The following is a 21,435-nucleotide window of genomic DNA, read 5'->3' as shown; positions in this document are numbered from 1 at the left end:
TCTTCTAGGAATGTATGACCTAGATTACTATTGAGTGTACAAAAGTAAGGAAATTTTGTTGCTTTTAAACAACCTAGCCTGCTATTAATGAGAGGAAACTGCTTTTAGTCCTACGATGGAAGCAATCAGCGTGAAAATAAAGAATATGCGCCAGAAATCTGCTGGCTCCTTAAAGAAGAAGATCCCCATTAAAACGGTACCTACGGCACCTATTCCGGTCCAAACAGCATAAGCTGTGCCCAAGGGAAGTGTCTGTGTGGCTTTGATCAATAAACCCATACTCGCAAATAAGAATACGACAAAAGCACCGTACCAGAGCCATTGCGCATTTCCAGTTGCATCTTTGGCTTTACCTAAACAGGTCGTAAAGCCAATTTCACATAATCCACCCAATATTAAAAATACCCAGTTCATATCTTTTTTGATTTTTTGTTTCGATACAAATGTCCGGCTTTTGGGCGATAATAATTTTTACAAATGTTAAAAATTTGTATGAATATTTGCGCGAATCCGGCTCAATGTAACTTGACTGACACCAAGATAGGAGGCAATGTAACCCAGTTTTATGCGTTGGATATATTGGGGGTACTTTTGAAGTAATTCAGCATAGCGCTCCTGGGCGGTATTAAAGAGTTTGGACATGGTTCGTTGTTCGGCCTTGATAAATTCAAGTTCAGCCATCTTTCTTCCCCAATTTGCAATGGCGATATCACTTTCATAGAGTTCAAATAGTTGTTTTTGGTCTATTTGATAAACAATACTGTCTTCGAGGACGTCAATGTTTTCATAGCCTGGGGTGCCGTGAACATAACTATTCATGGATATGAGTGTTCCACCGGGCGAAACAAAATCCAGGGTTATCTGACGGTTGGCCGTCTCGTAGTAAACGCGGGCTAACCCTGAAGCCAGAAAATAGATGTCTTTTTGAATTTTGTCCTGTTCGATCAACAGGCTATTTCTTTTCGCCGTGATTTTCTTACTGACCTGCTCCAATTTTGCAGCACTTTCAGGCGTTAGAAAGTGATAACCATTCAGGCAATCGGATAAAGAAATTAGGATTTGCTCGCCCATTTTTCCAAACGTAAAGTTTCACCATCCCATACGGCATAGGTATGGTAATTGATCCATTCCCCTAAATTTAGAATACGACTATTAGAGTTCAGCTCAACATCATAGGGAAGATGTCTATGGCCAAAGATATAGTAGTCGTGATGTTGGGTTGACTCCAGTTCCTTTGCATAACCAATTAACCACTCTTTGTCTTCGCCCAGAAATTTTTCGTCCTCATTATTCGAAAGCCTGCTATGTTTGGACCAACGTGTCGCGATTCCTATTCCTAGATTTGGATGTAATCGTGCAAATAACCATTGACAGAGACGGCTCCGAAATACTTTCTTGAGTATCTTGTATTTGTAATCTCCCGAACCTAAACCGTCGCCGTGGTGAATGTAAAAATGTTTTCCGTTAAGTTGTAACTCCAGCTCATTGTCGATGATCCGTACATTTAATTCCTTTTTGAGGTAATCAAACATCCACATATCGTGGTTGCCTTTAAATAAAGTAATGGGAATGCCAAGATCTGCAATTTCGGCTAATTTGCCCAAAAAGCGGATATAGCCTTTTGGGACAACAGTTGCGTATTCAAACCAGAAATCAAAGATATCGCCAACAAGATAGAGCTGTGCAGCATCCGTTTTGATCTGATCCAGCCACTGTATAATTTGCAGCTCCCTTTCCCGTGAACTTTCCAAGGGGTAAGATCCAAGATGAAAGTCGGAGGCAAAATAAATTTTTGTTCTTGTTGACATGTGGCCAAAACTAAAAAAAATGGAGGCGAATACAAAATTCGCCTCCACAATATATTTTGCTATGATTTAGATAATTCGGTGATCAGCGCTTTTAGATATTCCGTAGCATCGGGATCAATGCGCTTCAAAGACTGCTGAAGTTGATCCGGATAAGCACTTTTTATTGCCATGATTGAACTTGCAATAACCATATAGGACTTGTCGGCTACAGCATTCAGAATTAAATTTTTGTATTTTTTATCTTTCGTCTGTGCAAGCTTTTGAATCGCAGAGGCACGGATAACAGAGGCTTCGGACTTCTCTGCAAGTGCCAAGATGGTTTTTTCGGCCGACTTGCGGACCGCGGGATTGCTTAGATCGAGACCTTGAATCGCTGTTGCGGCGAGATCCGCATCGGTATCCGCCAATGCTTTTGTTAAGATTTGCTGGCTGATGGTATTTGTCGGATTTTTTGAGGCATAAGCAATTGCACCGACGCGGTTGGCAAATGAAGGTGCATGCTCATATTGATATAAATAGTCGGCATCTGATTTATCGATTTGAATTTGACCCACGAGTGTTTTTTCGGGATCAATATCAATAAATTCAACAGCAGCAGGTAGCGGGATCATAAATTGGGCGTTCCGCCTGTTGAGTTGAAAGGTCTGTCTGATCTTCCCATTTTTGGTATAGATATCGACGGCCAAGGGAAGCTGGAATGTCTGTACTGTAGAATCTTGAATTTGGGCTACATTTAGCACGACACTGTTCTCTCCGTTTCTTGTTGTGACCTTCAAAATTGGATGCCCGCCTTGGTAATACCATTGATTGAAGTACGGAGCCCAGTCTTTACCGGTCACTTCTTCCATTGCTAGACGGAGCTGTTGTGGTTCGCCAGTTTTAAAGGAATTGTCTGTCAAGTATTTTTTCAACGATTGATAGAACGCTTCATCACCCATTTGTTCTTTGAGCGCGTAGAGAATCAATGAGCCTTTCGCATAGCTGATATTATCAAACATATCTTCTTTATCATGATAATAATAACGGGCTAAAGTCGGGCTTTTCCCATTTTTAGTCGATTTTAGATAGGACTGGAGTTTTTCAAATCTGGATTTATCGCCACGATCTTTACCGCCGTCGTGTTCACGCCAGATCACTTCGCCGAAAGTGGCAAAAGATTCGTTCATGGTCAAATTGGACCAGGACTCTGCTGTGACCAAATCACCAAACCACTGGTGAAATAGTTCATGCGCAATTGTTCCTTCCTGATTATCGTCCAACAATTCGCGTTTCGTCTTTTGTACATGTTCGCCATGTAGTGTTGCACTTGTATTTTCCATGGCACCTGAGACATAATCGCGACAGACGATCTGCGCATATTTATTCCAAGGGTAAGGAACACCCAAAGTCCTGCTGTAAAAATCCATCATCGCTGGTGTCTTACCGAAGATATCTTTGGCATAGGGCGCATATTTCGGTTCAAGATAGTAGTCAACGGGAATATTGTTGTATTTGTCCTGATAGATTTTAAAATCACCAACGGCCATCATAAATAGGTATGGGGCATGTGGTAAATCCATTGTCCAGGTATCTGTACGGGTACCGTCATTATTTTTCTGTTGCTTACTCAATACACCATTCGATAGGCTGACATAGTTGTCAAGTACGGTCATGGAGATTTCGGCTGTCGTCTTTTGATTGGGACGATCGATGGTCGGAAACCATGCCGAAGAAGCTTCGGTTTCTCCTTGTGTCCATATCTGCCGTGGTTTATTTGGCGTACGTTCGTCAGGATTAATAAAATAAAGTCCTTTCGCATCGTTGATTGCAGCGCTTCCCTGTGCTTTCAATAGGTTTGGTTTTGCTGTATAATCTAGGTATACCGTGTATTTTTCATTTCCAAGATAATTGCGGTCCAGCTTGATCAGCAGGGAATTATTGTCATAGCTATACTTTAAAGGGACCAATTGTTGGCCATTGACTAGCGACACCTGTTTGATATCCATGCCTTTTGCGTCGAGACGAAGGGAATCTGTTGGATAGAAATGGGGTTGTAACGTGATCCACTCTTTTCCATTTAGGAATTGATTGTTATAGTCAAAACGAACATCCAGCTTGGTGTGGACCAGATTGTTGATCTTGGTAGGGGTGGCTCGATACTGTTGATCTATGGGAAGTTGTTGCGCTTCACTTACTCCAATTTGAAGAATGGAAATCGACAAAGTAAGATATATGACTTTTTTGAACATGGTTTTAGTATTTTCAAGATTTAAATAAATCTAAAGAAATTTCGGTGGCTATAAAAATATGTCAAGAAGAAATATGTTTATGATGCTGGTGGGTAAGACTTTATTAACGCAGCTACCGAATCAGCTAGCTTGTTTTTAATAAGAGATCGATAAATTTGTTTATATTCAACTCAAATTGAATTTTCAGATGCTAAGTGAGTGAAACTTAGGTTGGTTGAAACAAGTATAAAATTTTTTATGATAAACAAAAATTTTGGTCTTATCCTAATGATGATAGGTATGACAGGTACGGCGACGACCGGTTACGGACAACGGTTAACATATCCGACGACAAATAAAGGAACAGTTGTGGATGAATTTTGGGGTGAAAAGGTTGCGGATCCTTATCGATGGTTAGAGGACGATCGGTCCGCTGAAACAAAAAGCTGGGTACAGGCAGAGAATAAAGTAACATTTGACTATTTGAATGCAATTCCATTCCGCACAAAACTGAAAGATCAATTAACCGAAATATGGAACTATGAAAAGATAGGAACTCCGTTTAAGGAAGGTGGATATACTTATTTTTTTAAGAATAACGGCTTACAGCAACATGCTGTACTTTATCGTAAACTGGGGGAAAAAGGCTCCGAAGAAGTTTTCCTGGATCCAAATACATTCTCGAAAGATGGATCAACTTCATTGGCCGATGTTTCGTTTTCAAAGGATGGCAGCTTAGTTGCCTATTCTATTTCTGAAGGAGGATCAGACTGGCGGAAAGTCATTGTATTGAATGCCAAGGATAAATCGCCTGTAGGTGAAACGCTAGTGGATGTCAAATTCTCTGGTATTGCATGGAAAGGAAATGATGGTTTTTATTACTCGAGTTACGATAAACCAAAGGGATCTGAACTTTCTGAAAAAACAGACCAACATAAATTATACTACCATAAACTGAAGACATCGCAAGCTACAGATAAATTGATTTTTGGCGGCCCGGCAACACCGCGACGTTATGTAGGGGCTTCATTAACAGACGATCAACGTTACTTAATTATTTCTGCTGCAAATACGACAACAGGAAATGAACTTTATTATCAGGATCTCAATCAGCCGAATAGCAAGATTGTCTGCCTACAAGATCATTTTGATGCAAATACAGGTGTCGTTGACAATATTGGGGATAGTTTCTTATTGGAGACAAATTACAAGGCTGCTAACAACCGTTTGGTAAAAGTTGATTTGAAGAATCCTGCCAAGGAGAATTGGAAAGATGTTATTCCAGAGACTGAAAATGTACTTTCGATCAGTACAGGTGGAGGCTATCTTTTTGCAAACTATTTGAAAGATGCCGTTTCGGTTGTGATTCAATACGATTATACGGGTAAAAAGATTCGGCAAATAGAATTGCCTGGTGTGGGTACGGCGAGTGGTTTTTCGGGTAAGAAAAAGGAAAAAGAAATCTATTTTGGTTTTTCAAATTACATTACACCTTCTTCAAGTTATAAGTTTGACGTAAATTCTGGTCAGTCTACACTTTATATCAAACCTAAGGTGAAGTTTGATTCCGATCAGTATGAATCAAAACAGGTTTTCTACACATCCAAAGATGGTACTCAGGTTCCGATGATTATTACGTACAAAAAGGGGATTGTCTTAAATGGGAAAAACCCAACGATTGTGTATGGTTATGGTGGCTTTAATATCAGCTTGACACCTGCCTTTAGTACTTCCGTTGCAGTTTGGTTGGCAAATGGTGGTGTTTATGCTGTTCCAAATTTGCGCGGCGGCGGTGAATATGGTCAGAAATGGCATGATGGCGGTAGACAGTTCAACAAATTGAATGTGTTTAACGATTTTATTGCCGCGGCACATTATCTTCAGGAGAATGGTTATACATCACCCGAGTATACTGCTTTATCGGGGGGATCCAATGGTGGCTTGCTCGTTGGGGCAACAATGACAATAGATCCCAAAGTTGCCAAGGTCGCACTGCCTGAGGTTGGTGTTTTGGACATGTTGCGTTATCATACCTTCACAGCTGGTGCAGGTTGGTCCTATGATTATGGTACGGTCAGCGATAGCAAAGAAATGTTTGATTATCTGAAAGCCTATTCTCCGGTGCATAATGTGAAATCTGGCGTTTGTTACCCCGCGACGATGGTTTTTACCGGAGATCATGATGATCGGGTGGTACCTGCGCACTCTTACAAGTTTGCTTCCGAACTGCAGGCAAAGCAAGCTTGTGATAACCCCGTATTGATTCGTATTGAGACAAAAGCTGGCCACGGTGCGGGACGGTCAACAGAAGTTCTGATCAATAGTACCGTTGATAAATATGCTTTCGCACTCTGGAATATGGGGGTTAAAGAGTTAAAATAAGTAGGCAGTTTCTAACGCCAAGCGCATTGCCTGTTAGTTCAGCGCATTTGCTATGGATTAATCAATAAAAAGGTCCCGATCAAATTACCGATCGGGACCTTTTTATAAATTGACGATCAGAAGATCTTCTTATTGCCAAGTCTTTTCGCCTTTTTTCATTTTTTGTAAGGTCGCAACATATTCTTCTTTTTGGGTAGCATCTGTGATCAGTGAAATTGCTTTTTCTTGCGTTTTAATAGCTTTTTCTTTTTCTCCAAGGCGATACAATATGTTTGCAAAAGTGTCTAGATACATCGGCGCATCTTTTTCTTTCTCATTGGACAATTTACTCCATTCCGCTGCTGCTTTTAAACAGGCAGGATCATCACAGTTTTCAAAAATAGACCAAGCCATGTTATTCAATTCTCCTGCTGTGATGGTCGACCCATATTTTGCAATATATTTATTGAAGCTATCTCTTAAGCCCGGGTAATTTTTGGTATAACCGTAATAACGTGGTTGCATTTCGAGACTTGCTTTTTCTGTATTGACAGTTGGATATTTTTGCGCCAATTCTTTTTCTATACTTGCGAAATCAACCGTTTCCTTTGCACGGATTTTGGTATTTACCGCGTTACCAACCAACAGCTGGGACAAGAAGTCATTTGCTTTGACTTTTTCACTAACAGCATCAAATTTAGCAGGGTTGTCTTTGATTAAATTAAACGCCTTAGAATCGACAACATTCGCTGCCGAAAGTAATAAACTGACATTCTCCTTTGTAAAGATTTGATCTGTAGTCAAGGACGCTAATACCACTCCTTCCGCTTTTGCCTGTGTCTCTTGATCATACGCTTCTTTGGCTGCCATAGCCATACTTTTGGCAATGTTTACATTAGTTGGGTCGGCATTAAATTTTGCTAATAGCGTTTCATATTGTGTATTTGGATCAAGTGATTTTTGTGCTTTTGCTATAAAATCGTCGGCTTCACCGCCACCTACGATACGATGCACAAGGGTACCTTTTGAATCAAAGATCAAAAAAGTTGGATATGCCCTAACTTTATAATCTTTGGCAAAACGGTCGGCCTCTTCGTACCATGATTTTACATCTTCATGATCATTCTTGGTTTTATCCATCTGAATTTTTGCATTGATAAACTTTGCATTGAAGAAATCACCAACTTTAGCTTGTGGGAAGATAGTACTCGACATATATTTACAAGGGCCACACCAGGTTGTAAAACAGTCTACAAAAATGAATTTGTTTTCTTTAGCCGCTTTTTCTTTAATCTGACTCCAGTTGAGCCCATGCTCAAATTTGACCCCCTCGCTTTGCGCAAATAGTAGGGTAGGAATGAGGAATAGCATCAAAATCAATTTTTTCATAATGTTGGTATTTTAGATTTTTAATTTAATCGTTCGCATTGGTTGGGATAAGGCTAGTTCTCCCAAGTTTTTATTCCTTTCATCATTTTGTCCAGTGTTTCTTGATAGATAGGACGATCGTCCTCACTGGCCATTTCAATAGCTTTATTTTGCCACTTTATGGCTTTTTCTTTTTCTCCTTTCTTATAGAGTAGGTTTGCGTAGGTATCCAAGAATGCGCTGCTCGGATCTTCAATAATTGATTTTTTGCTCCAACTGAGTGCCGATTCAATACATGCAACATCACTGCTATTGTTAAAAATAGTCCAGGCAAAAGTGTTTAACTGATGGGGGGTAAAGTCTTCTGATGAAAGATAATCGTTGATCGTATTCTTCATGGCTACATAATTCTTTACCTGAAGGTAATAGTGTGCTTTTATCTTCTTGAACATCGGGACGAAATCGATGTCTGGATATTTTGCTGCGAGTTCATTTTGATAACTATCCCAGTTGGGTTCATGTTTGGCATCTATTTTAATCTGAAACAATTCGTTGACAACAACATTTGCCAGTGTCCGGTTGGCAATACCTGGTGATTCTAATAAAATATCAATTTTCTCTTTATTGTTGCGAATAAGATTGAAAGCTTTTGAATTGGTGAATTTGGCCGCCGCCAATAAAATATGGACATTTTCTTTTTTGAATAATTCATCCGTGCCCAATGAATTTGCTAGGGTATTTTCTGCCTTTCGTGCCGTATTTTCATCGTAAGCAATATTCGCTGCTTTCAGCATCTGCTTGGCTGTATAAATATCTTGCGGTCTTTTCTCGAATTTTTTTAACAGCGTGTAATACTGTGTTTCGGGATAGAGGCCATCCATCACATGACCGACAAATTCGGGAGCGTCACTTGCACCGACAATCCGGTGTACCGCTTGCCCATTGGGATTAAAGATCAGAAATGTGGGAAAGGATTGAATATTGTATTCATTGGAAATAGTACGCGCATCGGCATACCATTTTTTGACATTGGCATTGTCGGACTCTGTGGAATCCATTTGTACCCTAACACTAATGAAGTTCTGATTAATTGGCTGCCCCACCTGCTCTAAGGGAAAGATCTCATTGCTCATATATTGGCATGGGCCACACCAGGTTGCAAATAGCTCTACGAAGATAAACTTGTTCTCAGCTTGTGCCCGCTCCTTTATTTGTTTCCAACTCAACCCTTCTACAAATTTCACCCCCTTGGTCTGGGCCTGAGCCAAATTCCCGAATAAAATTGTAAGGCATAATGCGATTATACTTCTCATACTCACTCAACAAAAGATTCATAATTATGTTTAAGTTATTAAATTAATCTGAAAACAAAAACACCTCTGAAGTATTAATTTCAGAGGTGTTTTCGTGGACTGATAAATCGCTTATTTGATATTTATCTTCGATTTTAAATCTTTTGTCAGACCGTCTTTATGTAACATCAGAGAAGTTGTTTTATAACGTACAAATTCTTTTGTCGCATACAAATAACCATGATAGTCATTTGTTGTGCCCCAAGAGTTTTTAACGATGTAATACTCTTTTCCGTTTTGATCTTTTACAAGACCTACGATATGCATACCGTGGTCATCTGTAGTTTGCCAGTTGTCGAAAGCTTTTTGTCTTTCTTCTGAAGTTACTTTTAATTCTGGTTTAGGACCGACAAACATTGTTGATTTTTCCTGATCTGTCATATCCTCGAAAGATTTTTCAGGTACATAAGCAACACCATTTTTCCAAGAGAAACCTTTTTCTGATACGTCGGTTGCCCAAGCTACAGTATAACCCTTTTGTAAAGCATTGTCGATGATATCCGTTAAATCGTTCATTTTAACATTATAGAAACGGTCAAATGACCAGTTGTCTGGAATTAACAATACGAATTGGCTATAGTATGGATGGTCAGTTACCGACGCAATACCAACGTAATCATCCGGATTGATACCGATTACCTGATCTGCAAAGGTGCGTGGTGTATAGGATTTACCGTTGTAATCAAATTTCTCAGGCACTTCCCCAAGATAGGAATCCATTGCTGCGGTATATGCTTTCTCCCAGTTTGGCGTTAATGTTTTACCTTTTACTACTGCGCCTAACATCGCATCCAACATATTTGTCATTTCACCAAAGTTGTTGCGTGTAGTACCGTAGTGAAGACCTGTATAAGCAGATTGTGGCATTGTACCGTATTTACGGAATGAGTTCAATACATCGTGGAATTGACCACCTTCCCCCAAAGACAATCCACCATGAAGGCGGACATATGTACGGGCTTTGTCTAAGTATGTGTTGCGCGCAGTGTAAATTTGGGAAATCTCAACTGGTTTTTTACCCATACGGATCATCTCTGATTCCAGGAAAGAATTACCCGAATAAGACCAACAAGTACCAGATGAACCTTGATTTTTGATCGATGTGTTCCCTAGATTGATGACTTCAGTAAATGTAAATCCAGATTTGCTATTGTCATTTTGATTTGCTTTTAGTGCATTGATCAAATTGTCCTGTGCTTGTACTTGGAAGGAAGCTGCGAAAAGTGAAGCGGCTAGTACAATGGTTTTATTCCAATTCATTGTTAGTATTTTGTTAATTTAATGTGGTGCTAAATTAAATAAATTAAATTTAGTAAGGTATATTCCTCTGTAAAATAATTGTTCTTAAAATATTCTGTTTTTCTGCTAATCCATTGCTGGAGAATGGGCTCCCAAAATGCTGTATTTTTGATTCGAAATGTGGGGCTCTAAAAAGTAAAAACAAACTCGCTGAGAATTGGATATTTGAAAAGGTTCTGTATAGGTTATACGTTAAAATATCAAGAAAAAGGGGCTATCCAACCTTTTTGGACAGCCCCATTATATTTTGTTTAACTTATGAATTTTTGCTGACTGCTAGCATATGTTTCTGAATAACAATCATTGGTATTCTTTTAATACAAATTGGCTTAATCAGCAGGTGTAGCCTTTTTTGGAAAAAGCAGCGAAGCAACGATACTCAATGCAAGTATGCTGACAATGACGATCAACGAATGTGTTGTTGTAAAACCTACTTCGGCCAACCAGTGATGCAGCAGCATCTTTAGACCAATGAAGACCAGCAAAAAGGCTAAACCTACTTTGAGATATTGGAATTTGTGGATAATATTGACCAAAAGGAAGAACATAGACCGCAATCCCAGTATGGCAAAAATATTGGAGAAAAATACAACATAGGCATCTTTGGTAACCGAGAAAATTGCAGGGATGGAATCCACTGCAAAAATCAAATCCGTAAATTCTATGACCAGTAATACAAGAAATAGTGGCGTCATATATTTCACGCCATTCTCGACATGGAAGAAGTGCCCGCCATCTAATTTTGGTGTTACCTTAAAATATCGGGACGCGAATTTAACAACTGGGTGGTTCTGTGGATCTACTTCTTCTTCCTGGTTACGGTTGATAAACATTTTTACACCTGTAAAGACCAAAAAAGCACCAAAAACATATAGAATCCAGCCGAATTTAGCAATAAGGGTAGCGCCAAGGAAAATAAATAAGAAACGCATAATGATGGCGCCCAAAATTCCCCATACCAAAACTTTATGGTAATAGCGCTCCGGAATACCAAACGAAGTAAATAATAATACCATCACAAAGATATTATCTACGGATAGGGCATATTCTACAACGTAACCGGTGAGATATTCCAGACCAAGATTTTTGTTGTAGAGCTCGAGACTCGCCGCTAAATCACCCGGAATAATTTTAATATCGTGGTGGTGTTTGGTAATGATTTCCTGAAGGTGGTCTAAGTCATGGATGTTGTGTAGTTCAAATCCATAGTGACGAAGAAGCCAATAGAAACCTAATGAGAATAAGACCCAGATGGCGCTCATGATGCTAGCCATCTTTAGGCTAACAGGCTTGTCGCCTTTGGAGAATAAGCCTAGATCTATTGCTAGCATAAGTGCTATAAAGATGAGGAATCCGCCAAAAAACATTAATTCGTGACTCATTTTATTTTTTTCTTTCTGTTGTATATTTTACCAGCTGCTCCAACCCCGCTTTGTATTCGCTGTCGGGAAAGTCTTCCAAAATCCGGAAAGCGTCTTGTTGGTATTCCAGCATCTTATTTGTAGCGTATTCGAGCCCTCCGCTCTGGCGGACAAAGGCAATGACTTCAGCCACTTTTTGTGCATCCTCATTATGGTTTTTAATCAAATTAATGATCCTACGCTTTTCACTTGAAGTCACTTGATTCAAGGCATAGATGAGCGGTAAGGTCATTTTCTTCTCTTTGATGTCATTGCCGAGCGGTTTGCCAACATCATCTAACCCAAAGTCGAATAAATCGTCCTTGATTTGAAATGCTATTCCGATTTTTTCACCAAATTGATGAAGCTTATCTATAGTTTCCTGATCTGCATTGGAAGAAGCCGATCCACAGGCACAGCAGGAGGCAATCAGCGACGCTGTTTTCTTTCGAATGACTTCAAAATAAATAGACTCTTCGATATCCAGTTTACGGGCCTTCTCGATTTGGAGCAATTCACCTTCGCTCATCTGATCCACAGCTTCAGATACAATTTTTAACAAGTGATAATCCTGATGTTTTACGGAAAGAAGCAGGCCTCTAGACAGGAGAAAATCACCCACCAAAACAGCGATTTTATTTTTCCATAATGCATTGATGGAGAAAAAACCTCTGCGTTCATAGGAATTGTCCACCACATCATCATGTACGAGTGAGGCGGTATGCAACAATTCTACGAGAGCAGCTCCTCGGTAAGTAGACTCATTAATTCCGTTGCATATACCAGCAGAAAAGAACACAAACATAGGCCGCATTTGTTTGCCTTTACGTTTGATCAGGTATTGTGTAATACGATCCAACAAGGGGACGGAGCTTTTCATGGAAGCTTTGAATTTTTTTTCAAAAGCCTCAAGTTCGTGGGCAATAGGGCGTTGGATCTCTCTTAATTTTGACATGAATTGGGGTGAAATACCAAAATAGTTAAAGCTTAAAGATAGTGATTTTGTTACAACTCTTCGACTGCTTTCTCAAGATTTTTGTACCATTCTTCACCATAGGTGCGGATGAGCGGATCCTTTAAAAATTTGAATACAGGGACCTGTAATTCTTTGCCAAATGCGCAGGCATCTTTACAGATATGCCAACGGTCATAGTGAAGTACGTCGAATTCGGGATAATGTGTTGTCCTGATAGGATAGAGGTGGCACGAAACGGGTTTGCGCCAATGGACCTCGCCAAGTTCGTACGCCTTTTCGATAGCGCATTTTGTGATGCCATTTTCCCAGGTCACATAGGCACATTCTTTATTCCCATCGACACAGGTGGTCGTAAGATCGCCATCCACATCGACAACATACTTCCCTTGCTCTTCAATCGCTTCAATACCTTTCTCGGTCATATAGGGCCTTACTTTGGGGTAAATCTCCTCCAATATAGCCTTTTCACTCTCTAGCAGAGGAGCGCCCGAGTCGCCTTCAATACAACAGATTCCTTTACACTTTGATAAGTTACACACAAAGTCATTGTTGATGAGATCTTCGTGCACCAATACATTTCCTACTTCAATCATGCTAATTATTTTGAGTAGCTTGCTTTTTGTCCCAATTTGTATTTTAATCCACTGGCTTCGAGTAGTTCCAATGTGACCGAGCCGATGAGAATATCTACATTGGCTTTGACCGGGATACGGTTGCCATCATTGGTTACCCACAGATAAAGCTTGCTATTTTTTTTAAAGATACGTCCCGGTTTAATCTCAGGACTGAATTTGAGACATTCTAAAGTGCCTAATTCTGTTTTTATTTTTTCTATACCAATATATTGTATGCCCAAGGTGGCAATCTCATCATTCAAAAAATAAGTCAGCTTAAAAGATTCACCTGGTTTTACCGTAGATAGATCCAGATTGCGGGCGAAATAATAGGAGGAAAGCAAATCAAAAGTTTGATCTACCTTCGAATTAAAAGTTCCTTTATTACCCACAACAGTATTTGTCTCTTGGTTGAAGCGGACTTTGTCATTCCGTCTATACCCGCCTTCGCGAATGTTCTCTGTATAGTAATACGGTAAAAATGTCTTGCTATTGATATACGAATTGTACTCATTTCGTACGGTATATATTGCAAAGGCGCCAGCTGTTTTGCCGGCAGCGTATAGATGAAAGGAAGGGTTTCCAGCTCCGTCCTTGGTATCCTCAACGGTTAATGTCCCCGTAGCGGCTGAAATAAAGCCATAACGGAGTTTATATTTTAATTTCTCGCCACCTTTAAACGCTGATTCTTTTAAATGCGGTAAATCTTGAGCAAAAGCAGTACTTACTATAACGGATAAGTAAATGAGCAAAGTCGATATAAGTTTCATGTACGTAAGTTTACGAAATTTGTTTGAAAAAGAAATGTTAATTTCATTCAAATAAATTTAACTTTTGATGTTAATGAGACGTTCATGTGCAATCACTTATATTGATCTTGGATCTGATTTATTTCGGCTGCGCTCGCTTAAATACAGGAACTGTAGAACAAGGTTCGCCATACATTATACTTTTTGCTACTTTACTTAGTTTTACCGTAAACTGTACAAATGTAGACGCTGGAATAAAAGTATCGCCACAACCTTTCACAACGACACGTTGATCCCGAAATTGTTCCATGTCAATCTGTTCAATTGCCGCAGCATATTGAATGCGTAATAGCTCATCCGCGTCTCCAAAGATAACAGTTGCCGCATAGGGCTCCAATTTGTTTGCCAATAACATGTAAGCCCAGGTCGGCACAATAGCATCAGCAGAACAAGTAATTGCGACATGTTTACCCGTATATTGCGACCAATCGTTCGTCTTAATGAATTCGCGAAAATCCTTTTCTTTAAGAATCAGGCCATGGAAGAGATTATCCTTAATATCATATACTACATTGTCTGCTTTAGGGTGGTAGTCGGCCAAGTCAACAGTGACTAACCCACTTTGCGCAACTTTGTTGACAATATTTGTTTGAATATCCATATTTACATCAAAAAAAAGCCGGACGATAATTCGTCCGGCTACAAATTTACTTAAAATTCTTTTAAAAGAATTTCACTCTATTGTCAATGATTTCAGCTTTGTCTTGCAATGCGCGGAAAATAGATCCCCAAGCGCGTTGTGCTTTAGCTGCAAGCATTTGTTTCTTTTGTCCGTTGATATCCGAAATAGCGGCAGGATTGGTAAAACCATTCACTTGTACAACATATACACCTGTATTACCTTCAATCGCTTTGGAAGGTTTGTTTGGCTGTAGTCCAAAAACAGTACCAACTACCTTGTTTTCTAATGCAACACCAGGGATAACTGGATTTGCGAAGACAACATTTTCAACGTGAATAGCTGCTTTACCAACTTTTTGTGCAACTTGATCAATAGAAGATGTACCTGCTAAAGCTTTGTCAAATTTATCTTTCAAGATTTTAGCTTTAACCATATTTCTTACGGCAGGTTCAATATCTTTCTTAACAGCATCCAAGGAAAGGGTTCCTTTAGGCTGTATGTCGACCAAGCTTGCTAAGATATAAGAGGTTTCAGTCTCAAATACTTTATCTGAAATTTCACCTTTTTTAGCCTCGAAAGCCCATTTAATTAAATCACGTGGAGCTTCGGCACCATCTAGTACATTGTCCATCGCTGTTACGCGTGAGGCTGTTTTTGCTTCTAGACCAAGCTTTTTCGCTTCCTGAGCAAAGTTCTGTGCTGTAGCTGCAGATAAGAATGCTGTTGCTTTGCTATGCGCATTGTTCAACGTTTCTTTTCCACTGTTGATCACTTTATCAATGATGGCAACTTTAGCATATTTTGAACTTCCTGTTTGTTTCTCAATTTTAATGACATGGACGCCATATTGTGATTTCACAACTTTGATATCACCTGTTTTACCTTCGAAAATGGCTTTCTCAAGATCTGGAGCCATACGGCCTCTTGTTAAAGTACCAAGCTCTCCACCATTGGTTTTGCTCTCTGGATCTTTGCTAAACTGAACTGCAAGCGCTGCAAAATTGTCTCCTTTTTGAATCAATCCTTTAATCGAGTCAGCTTTTGCCAATGCTTTATCAACGCCGCCCTCGGCAGCAGGATCCAATAGGATATGTGATGCTTTTACAGAATCAGGGCTGATAATCGTAGAAACAACTTTTGCAATTTCATACGCATTGTTGTTTAAAAAAGGTCCAACCGTTGTTCCGGCGGCAACATTGAATACAACTGAATCCAGAGAAGGGCTCAACTGACCTTTTTTCAAATAAGTAAATGGATATTTGTTATCTGAATTGATTGAAGCAAATAAAGAGTCGTCTTTCGCAACGATTAAATCTTGTTTCAACTTGTTGATGGTCTCTTTTACGGCCAATGAATCTTTAGCAAGAGGTTTTGCATCCACCATTACGTATTGAATCGCACGTGTTTCCTCTTGTGTTTTGAACATACTTTTATGATCATTATAATATTCTTGGTAATCTGCATCAGTCAATTTAGCATCAGCATCTTTAACAGAAGCGTAATCTAAAAGAATGTATTTGAAGTTTGCCAGTTTATTACGCTCCTGATATTCTTCGTTTGCTTCCAAAGAAGTAACATATACACTATTGGATAGCAATTCTCCATATTTGCTGCTTAAACGCTCATCTCTAACGCCTTCAAGTAGTGCTTCCCATTGCTGAGCCACTTGTTGGTTACCTGATGAGTTCATTTGGGTGATAAAAGCACGCAGTTGACTCGGGTCAAATTGTCCTGTTTGTGGGTTGGTAAACGCTTGAACGATTTGAGGCGAAGGGTTGTTGCCTTGTACTAAATCATTTAATTCGTCTTTACCGACAGTCAAACCGATTTTTTCAATTTCCTTTTTCAAGATCTCTCTTGACAAAAATTGATTCCATACTTGTTGAACAGCGTATGTCCGCATTTGAGGGGTAACTGCGCCACCCATTTGTTGTTTGAACATTTCTTCTGTTTGTTCAACTTGCTTACTGAACGCAGGATATTCAATTTCAGTTCCGTTGACTTCCCCTACACGATTTTGATGTCTCGCCCAAAAAGGAGCCCCCCCTCGAACGACATCGCCTAGTAAAAATGCTAAAATTGCGATAGCCATAGCTGCGGTCAAGATGACACCAGCTTTGTTACGCAAAAAGCCCATTAATCCCATAGTCTGCTTATTGTGTTTATATTGTGTAAATACTTGTATTTCGTTAATTTATGCATAGTATAGCAAAATGCGGTGCAAGATACAATTTTTATAAAAAAAAACGGAATATTTTCCTGAATGTAGTAAAACAAATTTGAAAACTATTTGTATAAAGTGGAGTTTTTTGTTTCTTTTTAGTTCAAAGGGTTTGTTTTGAACGACTTAACTGTCTGGAGAAACAGACTAAAGCCATTTGGTCATACCCCTATAGAAATTAAGCCAAACTCGAAATAATGGGAAGTATTTCTCGCAATTAACTATTTCCCTAACGAAGGGAAGAGATTGTTGTTCGTGATTACCGTATAGCCTGTCGCATTAGCGATATTGACATGTTTAAAATCTTTGTCTGAAGTAAATGATGAGCCCTGTAAGTTTCCCCGATTATCCCGGAAGAAGGCCGTAATCGGAACATGATTGTAAAAGGTCATGTTACTGTTGCTGTCCACTTTACTTTCATCATAAATGATCTCTTCTGTTTTAATGATAGAGCCATCAGCCATGGTAACTACAACGTTTTTTGTGAAGGTGGTCGTTTTTTCTTTTTCTCTGCGAATGGCATGGTCGGAGGTAATTCGCTGAGTTTCCTTTAAGTTGTCATCGTAAAAGATGATTTTTATGCTTTTTGGAAATTCGTATACTTCAGTGCTATCGTGTTTGATGCGCATTTCAGGCGCTGTAAGATTTGCTTTTACACGTGTGGAATCGCTATAGATAATATCGACATGACGTGAAATATCGACGGCCTCTTCTTTTTTCATATTGGCGATGCGGTCTACCTCTTTGAGGTCAGGTTCGCAGGATGTCAATGAGAGCGCCCCTAGTAAAAATAATGTTACTAGGGGCGATATATTTTGGATTATGGATGAAGCAAATGTTTTGCGTGCCATCGTATTAATCAAATTGTGTTCTTCTAAACCAGCGGTCATTTAAGGTAAAGCCGATATTAAAGTTAATATAGCGTTCGCGTAGGAGATTATTGCTGATTTTGCCCATTTGGCCAAATTCTGCGGAAAAGTTTATCTTAGAGAAAGCTCCTGAAAATTGATTTCTTGCCAATGGCAACCCTACCCCTACAGTAACCGCCATATCGTTAATATTCTGGTTACTTAAGAAGTATTGTGTTTTGTTATATCTGAAACCAACTCGGTAATCTACTTGGTTCAAATACTTGAGTGAAGTAACATCTGGAGTTATCTGGCCTCCGACAGCGACGCCATAATTCTTCCGTAGTTCGTTTTCTCCCGCTCTTGTTTGGAATCTGGACCAATCTGCGTATTTAAAATCAGCGCCAACTAACCAACGTCCACTACGTGCCAGTGTGATTCCAACATTATGTCGCAAAGGAAGCGTTAAATGTCTGCTGCTACGATCAGAAACATAGGTGCTATCCAAAGGAATATTTTGATTGTCTGGATCGGATGAAGGTGTAATTCTGGTGTTAAATACTGTCTCTCTCTCTTTGATGTTATTATTTAAGGATCCCGAATAACCAAAGGTCAAGGAATATTCTTTATTTAAAGGTTGTTCATATTGTAGACCATAATCGAAGATAATCCCTTGGATCTCACGCTTATTTTGTTGTTGGGTATTTAACGCTCCGGATGAAGGCAAAAATTCTACACGGCTATAATCATTTAGCGTTCCAAATAGATAAGACATATTGGCACCAATACTTAGGCCTTTTACAAGGCGTACCCCCCAACCGGCATAGGCTTTAGTTAAACCACCTTCGCCAGTGAACACTTTCGTATAAGGATTAGAATCTACCGTTCCTGTTGAAGATGTCCGATAGCCTATATCTGAATAAGGAAGGATACCTAAACTGATACCGCCAAATCGTTTCATCGGGAAAGTCATGGTGATGTGGCTAAAAGCAAAGTCAGCCGTATTGTCTGATCTGGTTGTCGAGTTTAATTGGGTGTAATTTCCATATAAACCAGCATCAAAGGTTGTAAACTGTGTCGCAGAATAAGATGCAGGGTTGCTCGGGTTGGTATTGTATACACCATTGATTTTCCTTATAGCGGTATTGACCCCTCCCATCCCTCTATATTGTGGCAATAAATCTTCACGCATCTGACCAAGTCCAAATTGAGAATAAGGTGATGCTGATGTCGTTTTTTGGGCAAATGCGGTAGTAGAACTAGCTAAAATTCCACCTGCTAACAACAGTTGGAGTGATTTATTTCTTAGAGAGCTTGTAAAGCGTTTCTGCATGGTCAATCTATAAAATTGAGAAACTAATGTTTATTTAGTTTTAGTGAAATTTTCGAGTTATTTGACTCTTGTCTTAAATGTTCTTTGCTTTTAATCGCATACAAAACTATTCAATTTTTGCGAGCTTGTTAAGCCGATTTTGTTAAAAAAGGTTAAACACTTGTTGTACAGTTGTTTAGAAAAACTGGAAGTAGATGATGGTGAGTGTTATAATGCCGTACACGACCTCAAAAAACCATTTCTTTTTGGCGTAAGTGAAATAGTAAGCCATATAGATGGCGATCGAAGGGGCACAAAGTAAAAAATGAGCCTCAGTCAGTTTTTTATTCCAATAAAAAGAGATTATCGCCAAGCATAACATAAAAAACAACAATTGAAAGGACTTGCGGATATGCACAACACTCTTGAAAAAGTTGTCTTTTAATACCAGTAGGAAAAGTATCAAAGTAAAGATTACCGGGACAAGTACCAGATAATCGACTAATTGGATACGAATAGCTGTGGGAAATTTGTAGGTAAACGGCAGCCAGATGGTATAGAATTGTTCCATTTTTCCCATCCAAAGATAGATAACTGCCAAGATGAAGTACACTGTTGCCAGTCCAAGCAATGGTGTGATCCATTCACGCCAATTGAATGGTCTAAAAATGAGCAGGCCTATCCACAATAAGAAGAACATACTCAGAAATGGGAAGTAGATCAGGCTTCCTATACCGACAATCATGCCGAGATCAAACATTTCGGCTTTAACATCTGTCTGCCGATAGAGAGAAAGCAACTTGCTCAGCATCCATATCGAAATGAAATTACAGATCAGCGTTGGGGAGAGAACCAGAAATGGTAAGAATAAGCTGGCCAACGTCATGTACATCAAAGCAACCAAAAAACTGGGTTTCCCAAGTAGGTTAAAATGGCTTGTGATGCGATTGAGTATTGTTGCCTGAAAGATCGTTAAGATCAGTGTGATAAAAACATTGGTCGAGGGAGAGAGGTTGATTAAGTTATTTTCGCCCAATAAATTTCCCAATGCGGGTTCAAAGATTACAGAATCAAGTTTGTCCGGAAGGTGAAGAAATATGCCTAAACATAAAACAAAACCCACGATGGATAGAAATAAAATATTGATGGGTGAATAATTTCTAAACTGACTTATAATCATTGTATGCGATCGATAAAATGCTATTTATTCTTTTTTTCCAATTTGCTGATACGGCGATCGAGCAAAAAAAGGAAGAAAGCCAAACCTAGAAAAATGACCAACATGACCAATACAACAACGTAGATTTTACCTTCGCTACGCAATCCAGTCGCCATCTCGACATCATCTTGTGCAAATGTGCTCAAAGTGGATAAGAGTAGTAAGGCGATTGACAATGTTATTTTTTTCATTTGTTTAAAATATTATCCGTGTCGTTTTCAGTGTAATACATGATTCGATACACGCTGTTTGATTTATGTAATATCCTGTTTTTTATAGAATGTGCTCTACCCGATTTCTCTATCTTAGAAATAAAGGATCGGATTAGCCGTTCAATTCTATGCGTTTAAATCTTTCTTTTCGAGCAACCGTACCCTGTAGCGAAGTGAACAGATCCAAGCTGCAATCATTGGCCAGCCAATCATCGCTGCATAAAATGTAGGACGCAGCTCGCTGCTCATTTTTAAATCGCCAAAGGCGGCGTTTCCTCCACTTCCAGGGTGAAGAGAGTCCGTCATCTTCGGTAGAATATAAAGTAATACGATGATAATTGGAAATGCAAAGATATTGTACACAGCCGATATTTTGGCTCTTTTTTGCTCTTCTTCCAGCGCATTACGGAGCACCAAATAGGCCAGGTACATGAGTGTTGCTATTGCAGAGCCATTAAGCTTCGGATCATTTGGCCAAGGTTCTCCCCAGGTGATGTTTGCCCAAAGCATACCTGTCGCAAGTCCAAGAAAACAAAATGTTATTCCGGTATTGACAGCTTCAATGGCCATTAAATCATACTCCTGTTTGCCTGTATTGAGGTATTTAATACTATAAATAACAGAGACCAAGTACATAACGAACATGGCAGACCACATTGGGACATGAAAATAAACATTTCGAATGCTTTCGTGAAGGATGAATAGGCGGGGAACAGGTCCTAAAAGACCATTGATAATGACCGCACAGATAATCATCACCGCTAATATTTTCCACCATTTTTTTCTCATGGATAAATTGAATTTAGT

At 39.3% G+C, this 21,435-nt stretch carries 19 protein-coding genes; 1 reads left to right on the top strand and 18 read right to left on the bottom strand.

Translation table 11 applies throughout. The features are described from left to right. Nucleotides 1–84 precede the first annotated feature (84 nt). The 4 genes from OK025_RS04540 to OK025_RS04525 all read right to left on the bottom strand — a co-directional run bounded on the left by OK025_RS04540 (nucleotide 85) and on the right by OK025_RS04525 (nucleotide 4,036). Entirely contained in the window at nucleotides 85–414 is a 330-nt protein-coding gene (locus OK025_RS04540) for a multidrug efflux SMR transporter (RefSeq protein ID WP_317668491.1), read from the bottom strand. A gap of 66 nt (nucleotides 415–480) precedes the next feature. Further along, a complete protein-coding gene (locus OK025_RS04535) occupies nucleotides 481–1,071 on the bottom strand; it encodes a Crp/Fnr family transcriptional regulator (protein ID WP_317668490.1) in 591 nt (196 codons plus the stop codon). Continuing rightward, nucleotides 1,053–1,808, bottom strand: coding sequence for a UDP-2,3-diacylglucosamine diphosphatase (locus tag OK025_RS04530; protein ID WP_317668489.1), 756 nt, complete (start codon nucleotides 1,806–1,808; stop codon nucleotides 1,053–1,055). The genes OK025_RS04535 and OK025_RS04530 overlap by 19 nt, the downstream gene beginning before the upstream one ends. A 59-nt stretch (nucleotides 1,809–1,867) precedes the next feature. Continuing rightward, entirely contained in the window at nucleotides 1,868–4,036 is a 2,169-nt protein-coding gene (locus tag OK025_RS04525; RefSeq protein WP_317668488.1) for a M1 family aminopeptidase, read from the bottom strand. Nucleotides 4,037–4,273: 237 nt separating this feature from the next. Here OK025_RS04525 and OK025_RS04520 point away from each other — a divergent pair, with 237 nt between their 5' ends. Next, nucleotides 4,274–6,397, top strand: a complete 2,124-nt coding sequence (locus OK025_RS04520) for a prolyl oligopeptidase family serine peptidase (RefSeq protein WP_317668487.1) — start codon at nucleotides 4,274–4,276, stop codon at nucleotides 6,395–6,397. A gap of 129 nt (nucleotides 6,398–6,526) precedes the next feature. On the opposite strand, the gene OK025_RS04515 is transcribed toward OK025_RS04520, so the two are convergent. The 14 genes from OK025_RS04515 to ccsA all read right to left on the bottom strand — a co-directional run bounded on the left by OK025_RS04515 (nucleotide 6,527) and on the right by ccsA (nucleotide 21,417). Then, on the bottom strand, nucleotides 6,527–7,765 hold the full coding sequence (locus OK025_RS04515) for a thioredoxin family protein (RefSeq protein ID WP_317668486.1): 1,239 nt from the start codon (nucleotides 7,763–7,765) through the stop codon (nucleotides 6,527–6,529). Nucleotides 7,766–7,818: 53 nt separating this feature from the next. Continuing rightward, on the bottom strand, nucleotides 7,819–9,057 hold the full coding sequence (locus OK025_RS04510) for a thioredoxin family protein (protein ID WP_317668485.1): 1,239 nt from the start codon (nucleotides 9,055–9,057) through the stop codon (nucleotides 7,819–7,821). Nucleotides 9,058–9,168: 111 nt separating this feature from the next. Further along, the gene (locus OK025_RS04505; RefSeq protein WP_317668484.1) at nucleotides 9,169–10,356 is read right to left on the bottom strand and encodes an aminopeptidase C; all 1,188 of its coding nucleotides are present in this window, start codon (nucleotides 10,354–10,356) and stop codon (nucleotides 9,169–9,171) included. A 368-nt stretch (nucleotides 10,357–10,724) separates the two neighbouring features. After that, entirely contained in the window at nucleotides 10,725–11,777 is a 1,053-nt protein-coding gene (locus tag OK025_RS04500) for a TerC family protein (protein WP_317668483.1), read from the bottom strand. Nucleotide 11,778: 1 nt separating this feature from the next. Continuing rightward, nucleotides 11,779–12,750, bottom strand: coding sequence for a polyprenyl synthetase family protein (locus OK025_RS04495; RefSeq protein WP_317668482.1), 972 nt, complete (start codon nucleotides 12,748–12,750; stop codon nucleotides 11,779–11,781). A 50-nt stretch (nucleotides 12,751–12,800) separates the two neighbouring features. Next, nucleotides 12,801–13,364, bottom strand: coding sequence for a DUF3109 family protein (locus OK025_RS04490; protein ID WP_317668481.1), 564 nt, complete (start codon nucleotides 13,362–13,364; stop codon nucleotides 12,801–12,803). A gap of 5 nt (nucleotides 13,365–13,369) precedes the next feature. Further along, the gene (locus OK025_RS04485) at nucleotides 13,370–14,155 is read right to left on the bottom strand and encodes a DUF3108 domain-containing protein (RefSeq protein WP_317668480.1); all 786 of its coding nucleotides are present in this window, start codon (nucleotides 14,153–14,155) and stop codon (nucleotides 13,370–13,372) included. A 118-nt stretch (nucleotides 14,156–14,273) separates the two neighbouring features. Then, the gene (locus tag OK025_RS04480; RefSeq protein ID WP_317668479.1) at nucleotides 14,274–14,795 is read right to left on the bottom strand and encodes a DUF2480 family protein; all 522 of its coding nucleotides are present in this window, start codon (nucleotides 14,793–14,795) and stop codon (nucleotides 14,274–14,276) included. A gap of 61 nt (nucleotides 14,796–14,856) precedes the next feature. Beyond that, on the bottom strand, nucleotides 14,857–16,962 hold the full coding sequence (locus OK025_RS04475) for a SurA N-terminal domain-containing protein (protein WP_317668478.1): 2,106 nt from the start codon (nucleotides 16,960–16,962) through the stop codon (nucleotides 14,857–14,859). A gap of 296 nt (nucleotides 16,963–17,258) precedes the next feature. Further along, nucleotides 17,259–17,888, bottom strand: coding sequence for an LPS export ABC transporter periplasmic protein LptC (gene lptC, locus OK025_RS04470; RefSeq protein WP_317668477.1), 630 nt, complete (start codon nucleotides 17,886–17,888; stop codon nucleotides 17,259–17,261). Nucleotides 17,889–17,892: 4 nt separating this feature from the next. After that, nucleotides 17,893–19,218: a hypothetical protein gene (locus tag OK025_RS04465; protein ID WP_317668476.1), complete on the bottom strand. Its 1,326-nt coding sequence runs from the start codon at nucleotides 19,216–19,218 to the stop codon at nucleotides 17,893–17,895. Between the two features lie 175 nt (nucleotides 19,219–19,393). Next, nucleotides 19,394–20,377 carry a DUF6427 family protein gene (locus OK025_RS04460; RefSeq protein WP_317668475.1) on the bottom strand — a complete coding sequence of 328 codons (984 nt, stop codon included), beginning with the start codon at nucleotides 20,375–20,377 and terminating at the stop codon, nucleotides 19,394–19,396. Between the two features lie 20 nt (nucleotides 20,378–20,397). Further along, nucleotides 20,398–20,607, bottom strand: a complete 210-nt coding sequence (locus tag OK025_RS04455; RefSeq protein WP_046672332.1) for a CcmD family protein — start codon at nucleotides 20,605–20,607, stop codon at nucleotides 20,398–20,400. 147 nt (nucleotides 20,608–20,754) lie between these two features. Further along, nucleotides 20,755–21,417, bottom strand: coding sequence for a cytochrome c biogenesis protein (gene ccsA / locus OK025_RS04450; RefSeq protein WP_046672333.1), 663 nt, complete (start codon nucleotides 21,415–21,417; stop codon nucleotides 20,755–20,757). Nucleotides 21,418–21,435: the final 18 nt, after the last annotated feature.

Source organism: Sphingobacterium sp. UGAL515B_05 (genome assembly GCF_033097525.1).
In the GTDB taxonomy this organism is placed as follows: Bacteria; Bacteroidota; Bacteroidia; order Sphingobacteriales; family Sphingobacteriaceae; genus Sphingobacterium.
Note: the sequence above shows the minus strand (reverse complement) of the source record. Positions and strands in the feature narration are given on the sequence as shown.

Excerpts from the sequence above, each read along its gene's own strand:
- lptC (WP_317668477.1), bottom strand. The coding sequence starts at position 17,888 with ATGGCACGCAAAACATTTGCTTCATCCATAATCCAAAATATATCGCCC.
- OK025_RS04495 (WP_317668482.1), bottom strand. The coding sequence starts at position 12,750 with ATGTCAAAATTAAGAGAGATCCAACGCCCTATTGCCCACGAACTTGAG.
- OK025_RS04535 (WP_317668490.1), bottom strand. The coding sequence starts at position 1,071 with ATGGGCGAGCAAATCCTAATTTCTTTATCCGATTGCCTGAATGGTTAT.
- OK025_RS04455 (WP_046672332.1), bottom strand. The coding sequence starts at position 20,607 with ATGAAAAAAATAACATTGTCAATCGCCTTACTACTCTTATCCACTTTG.
- OK025_RS04485 (WP_317668480.1), bottom strand. The coding sequence starts at position 14,155 with ATGAAACTTATATCGACTTTGCTCATTTACTTATCCGTTATAGTAAGT.
- OK025_RS04500 (WP_317668483.1), bottom strand. The coding sequence starts at position 11,777 with ATGAGTCACGAATTAATGTTTTTTGGCGGATTCCTCATCTTTATAGCA.
- OK025_RS04505 (WP_317668484.1), bottom strand. The coding sequence starts at position 10,356 with ATGAATTGGAATAAAACCATTGTACTAGCCGCTTCACTTTTCGCAGCT.
- OK025_RS04490 (WP_317668481.1), bottom strand. The coding sequence starts at position 13,364 with ATGATTGAAGTAGGAAATGTATTGGTGCACGAAGATCTCATCAACAAT.
- OK025_RS04530 (WP_317668489.1), bottom strand. The coding sequence starts at position 1,808 with ATGTCAACAAGAACAAAAATTTATTTTGCCTCCGACTTTCATCTTGGA.
- OK025_RS04520 (WP_317668487.1), top strand. The coding sequence starts at position 4,274 with ATGATAAACAAAAATTTTGGTCTTATCCTAATGATGATAGGTATGACA.
- OK025_RS04475 (WP_317668478.1), bottom strand. The coding sequence starts at position 16,962 with ATGGGATTAATGGGCTTTTTGCGTAACAAAGCTGGTGTCATCTTGACC.
- OK025_RS04515 (WP_317668486.1), bottom strand. The coding sequence starts at position 7,765 with ATGAAAAAATTGATTTTGATGCTATTCCTCATTCCTACCCTACTATTT.
- OK025_RS04510 (WP_317668485.1), bottom strand. The coding sequence starts at position 9,057 with ATGAGAAGTATAATCGCATTATGCCTTACAATTTTATTCGGGAATTTG.
- OK025_RS04465 (WP_317668476.1), bottom strand. The coding sequence starts at position 19,218 with ATGCAGAAACGCTTTACAAGCTCTCTAAGAAATAAATCACTCCAACTG.
- OK025_RS04480 (WP_317668479.1), bottom strand. The coding sequence starts at position 14,795 with ATGGATATTCAAACAAATATTGTCAACAAAGTTGCGCAAAGTGGGTTA.
- OK025_RS04460 (WP_317668475.1), bottom strand. The coding sequence starts at position 20,377 with ATGATTATAAGTCAGTTTAGAAATTATTCACCCATCAATATTTTATTT.
- OK025_RS04540 (WP_317668491.1), bottom strand. The coding sequence starts at position 414 with ATGAACTGGGTATTTTTAATATTGGGTGGATTATGTGAAATTGGCTTT.
- OK025_RS04525 (WP_317668488.1), bottom strand. The coding sequence starts at position 4,036 with ATGTTCAAAAAAGTCATATATCTTACTTTGTCGATTTCCATTCTTCAA.
- ccsA (WP_046672333.1), bottom strand. The coding sequence starts at position 21,417 with ATGAGAAAAAAATGGTGGAAAATATTAGCGGTGATGATTATCTGTGCG.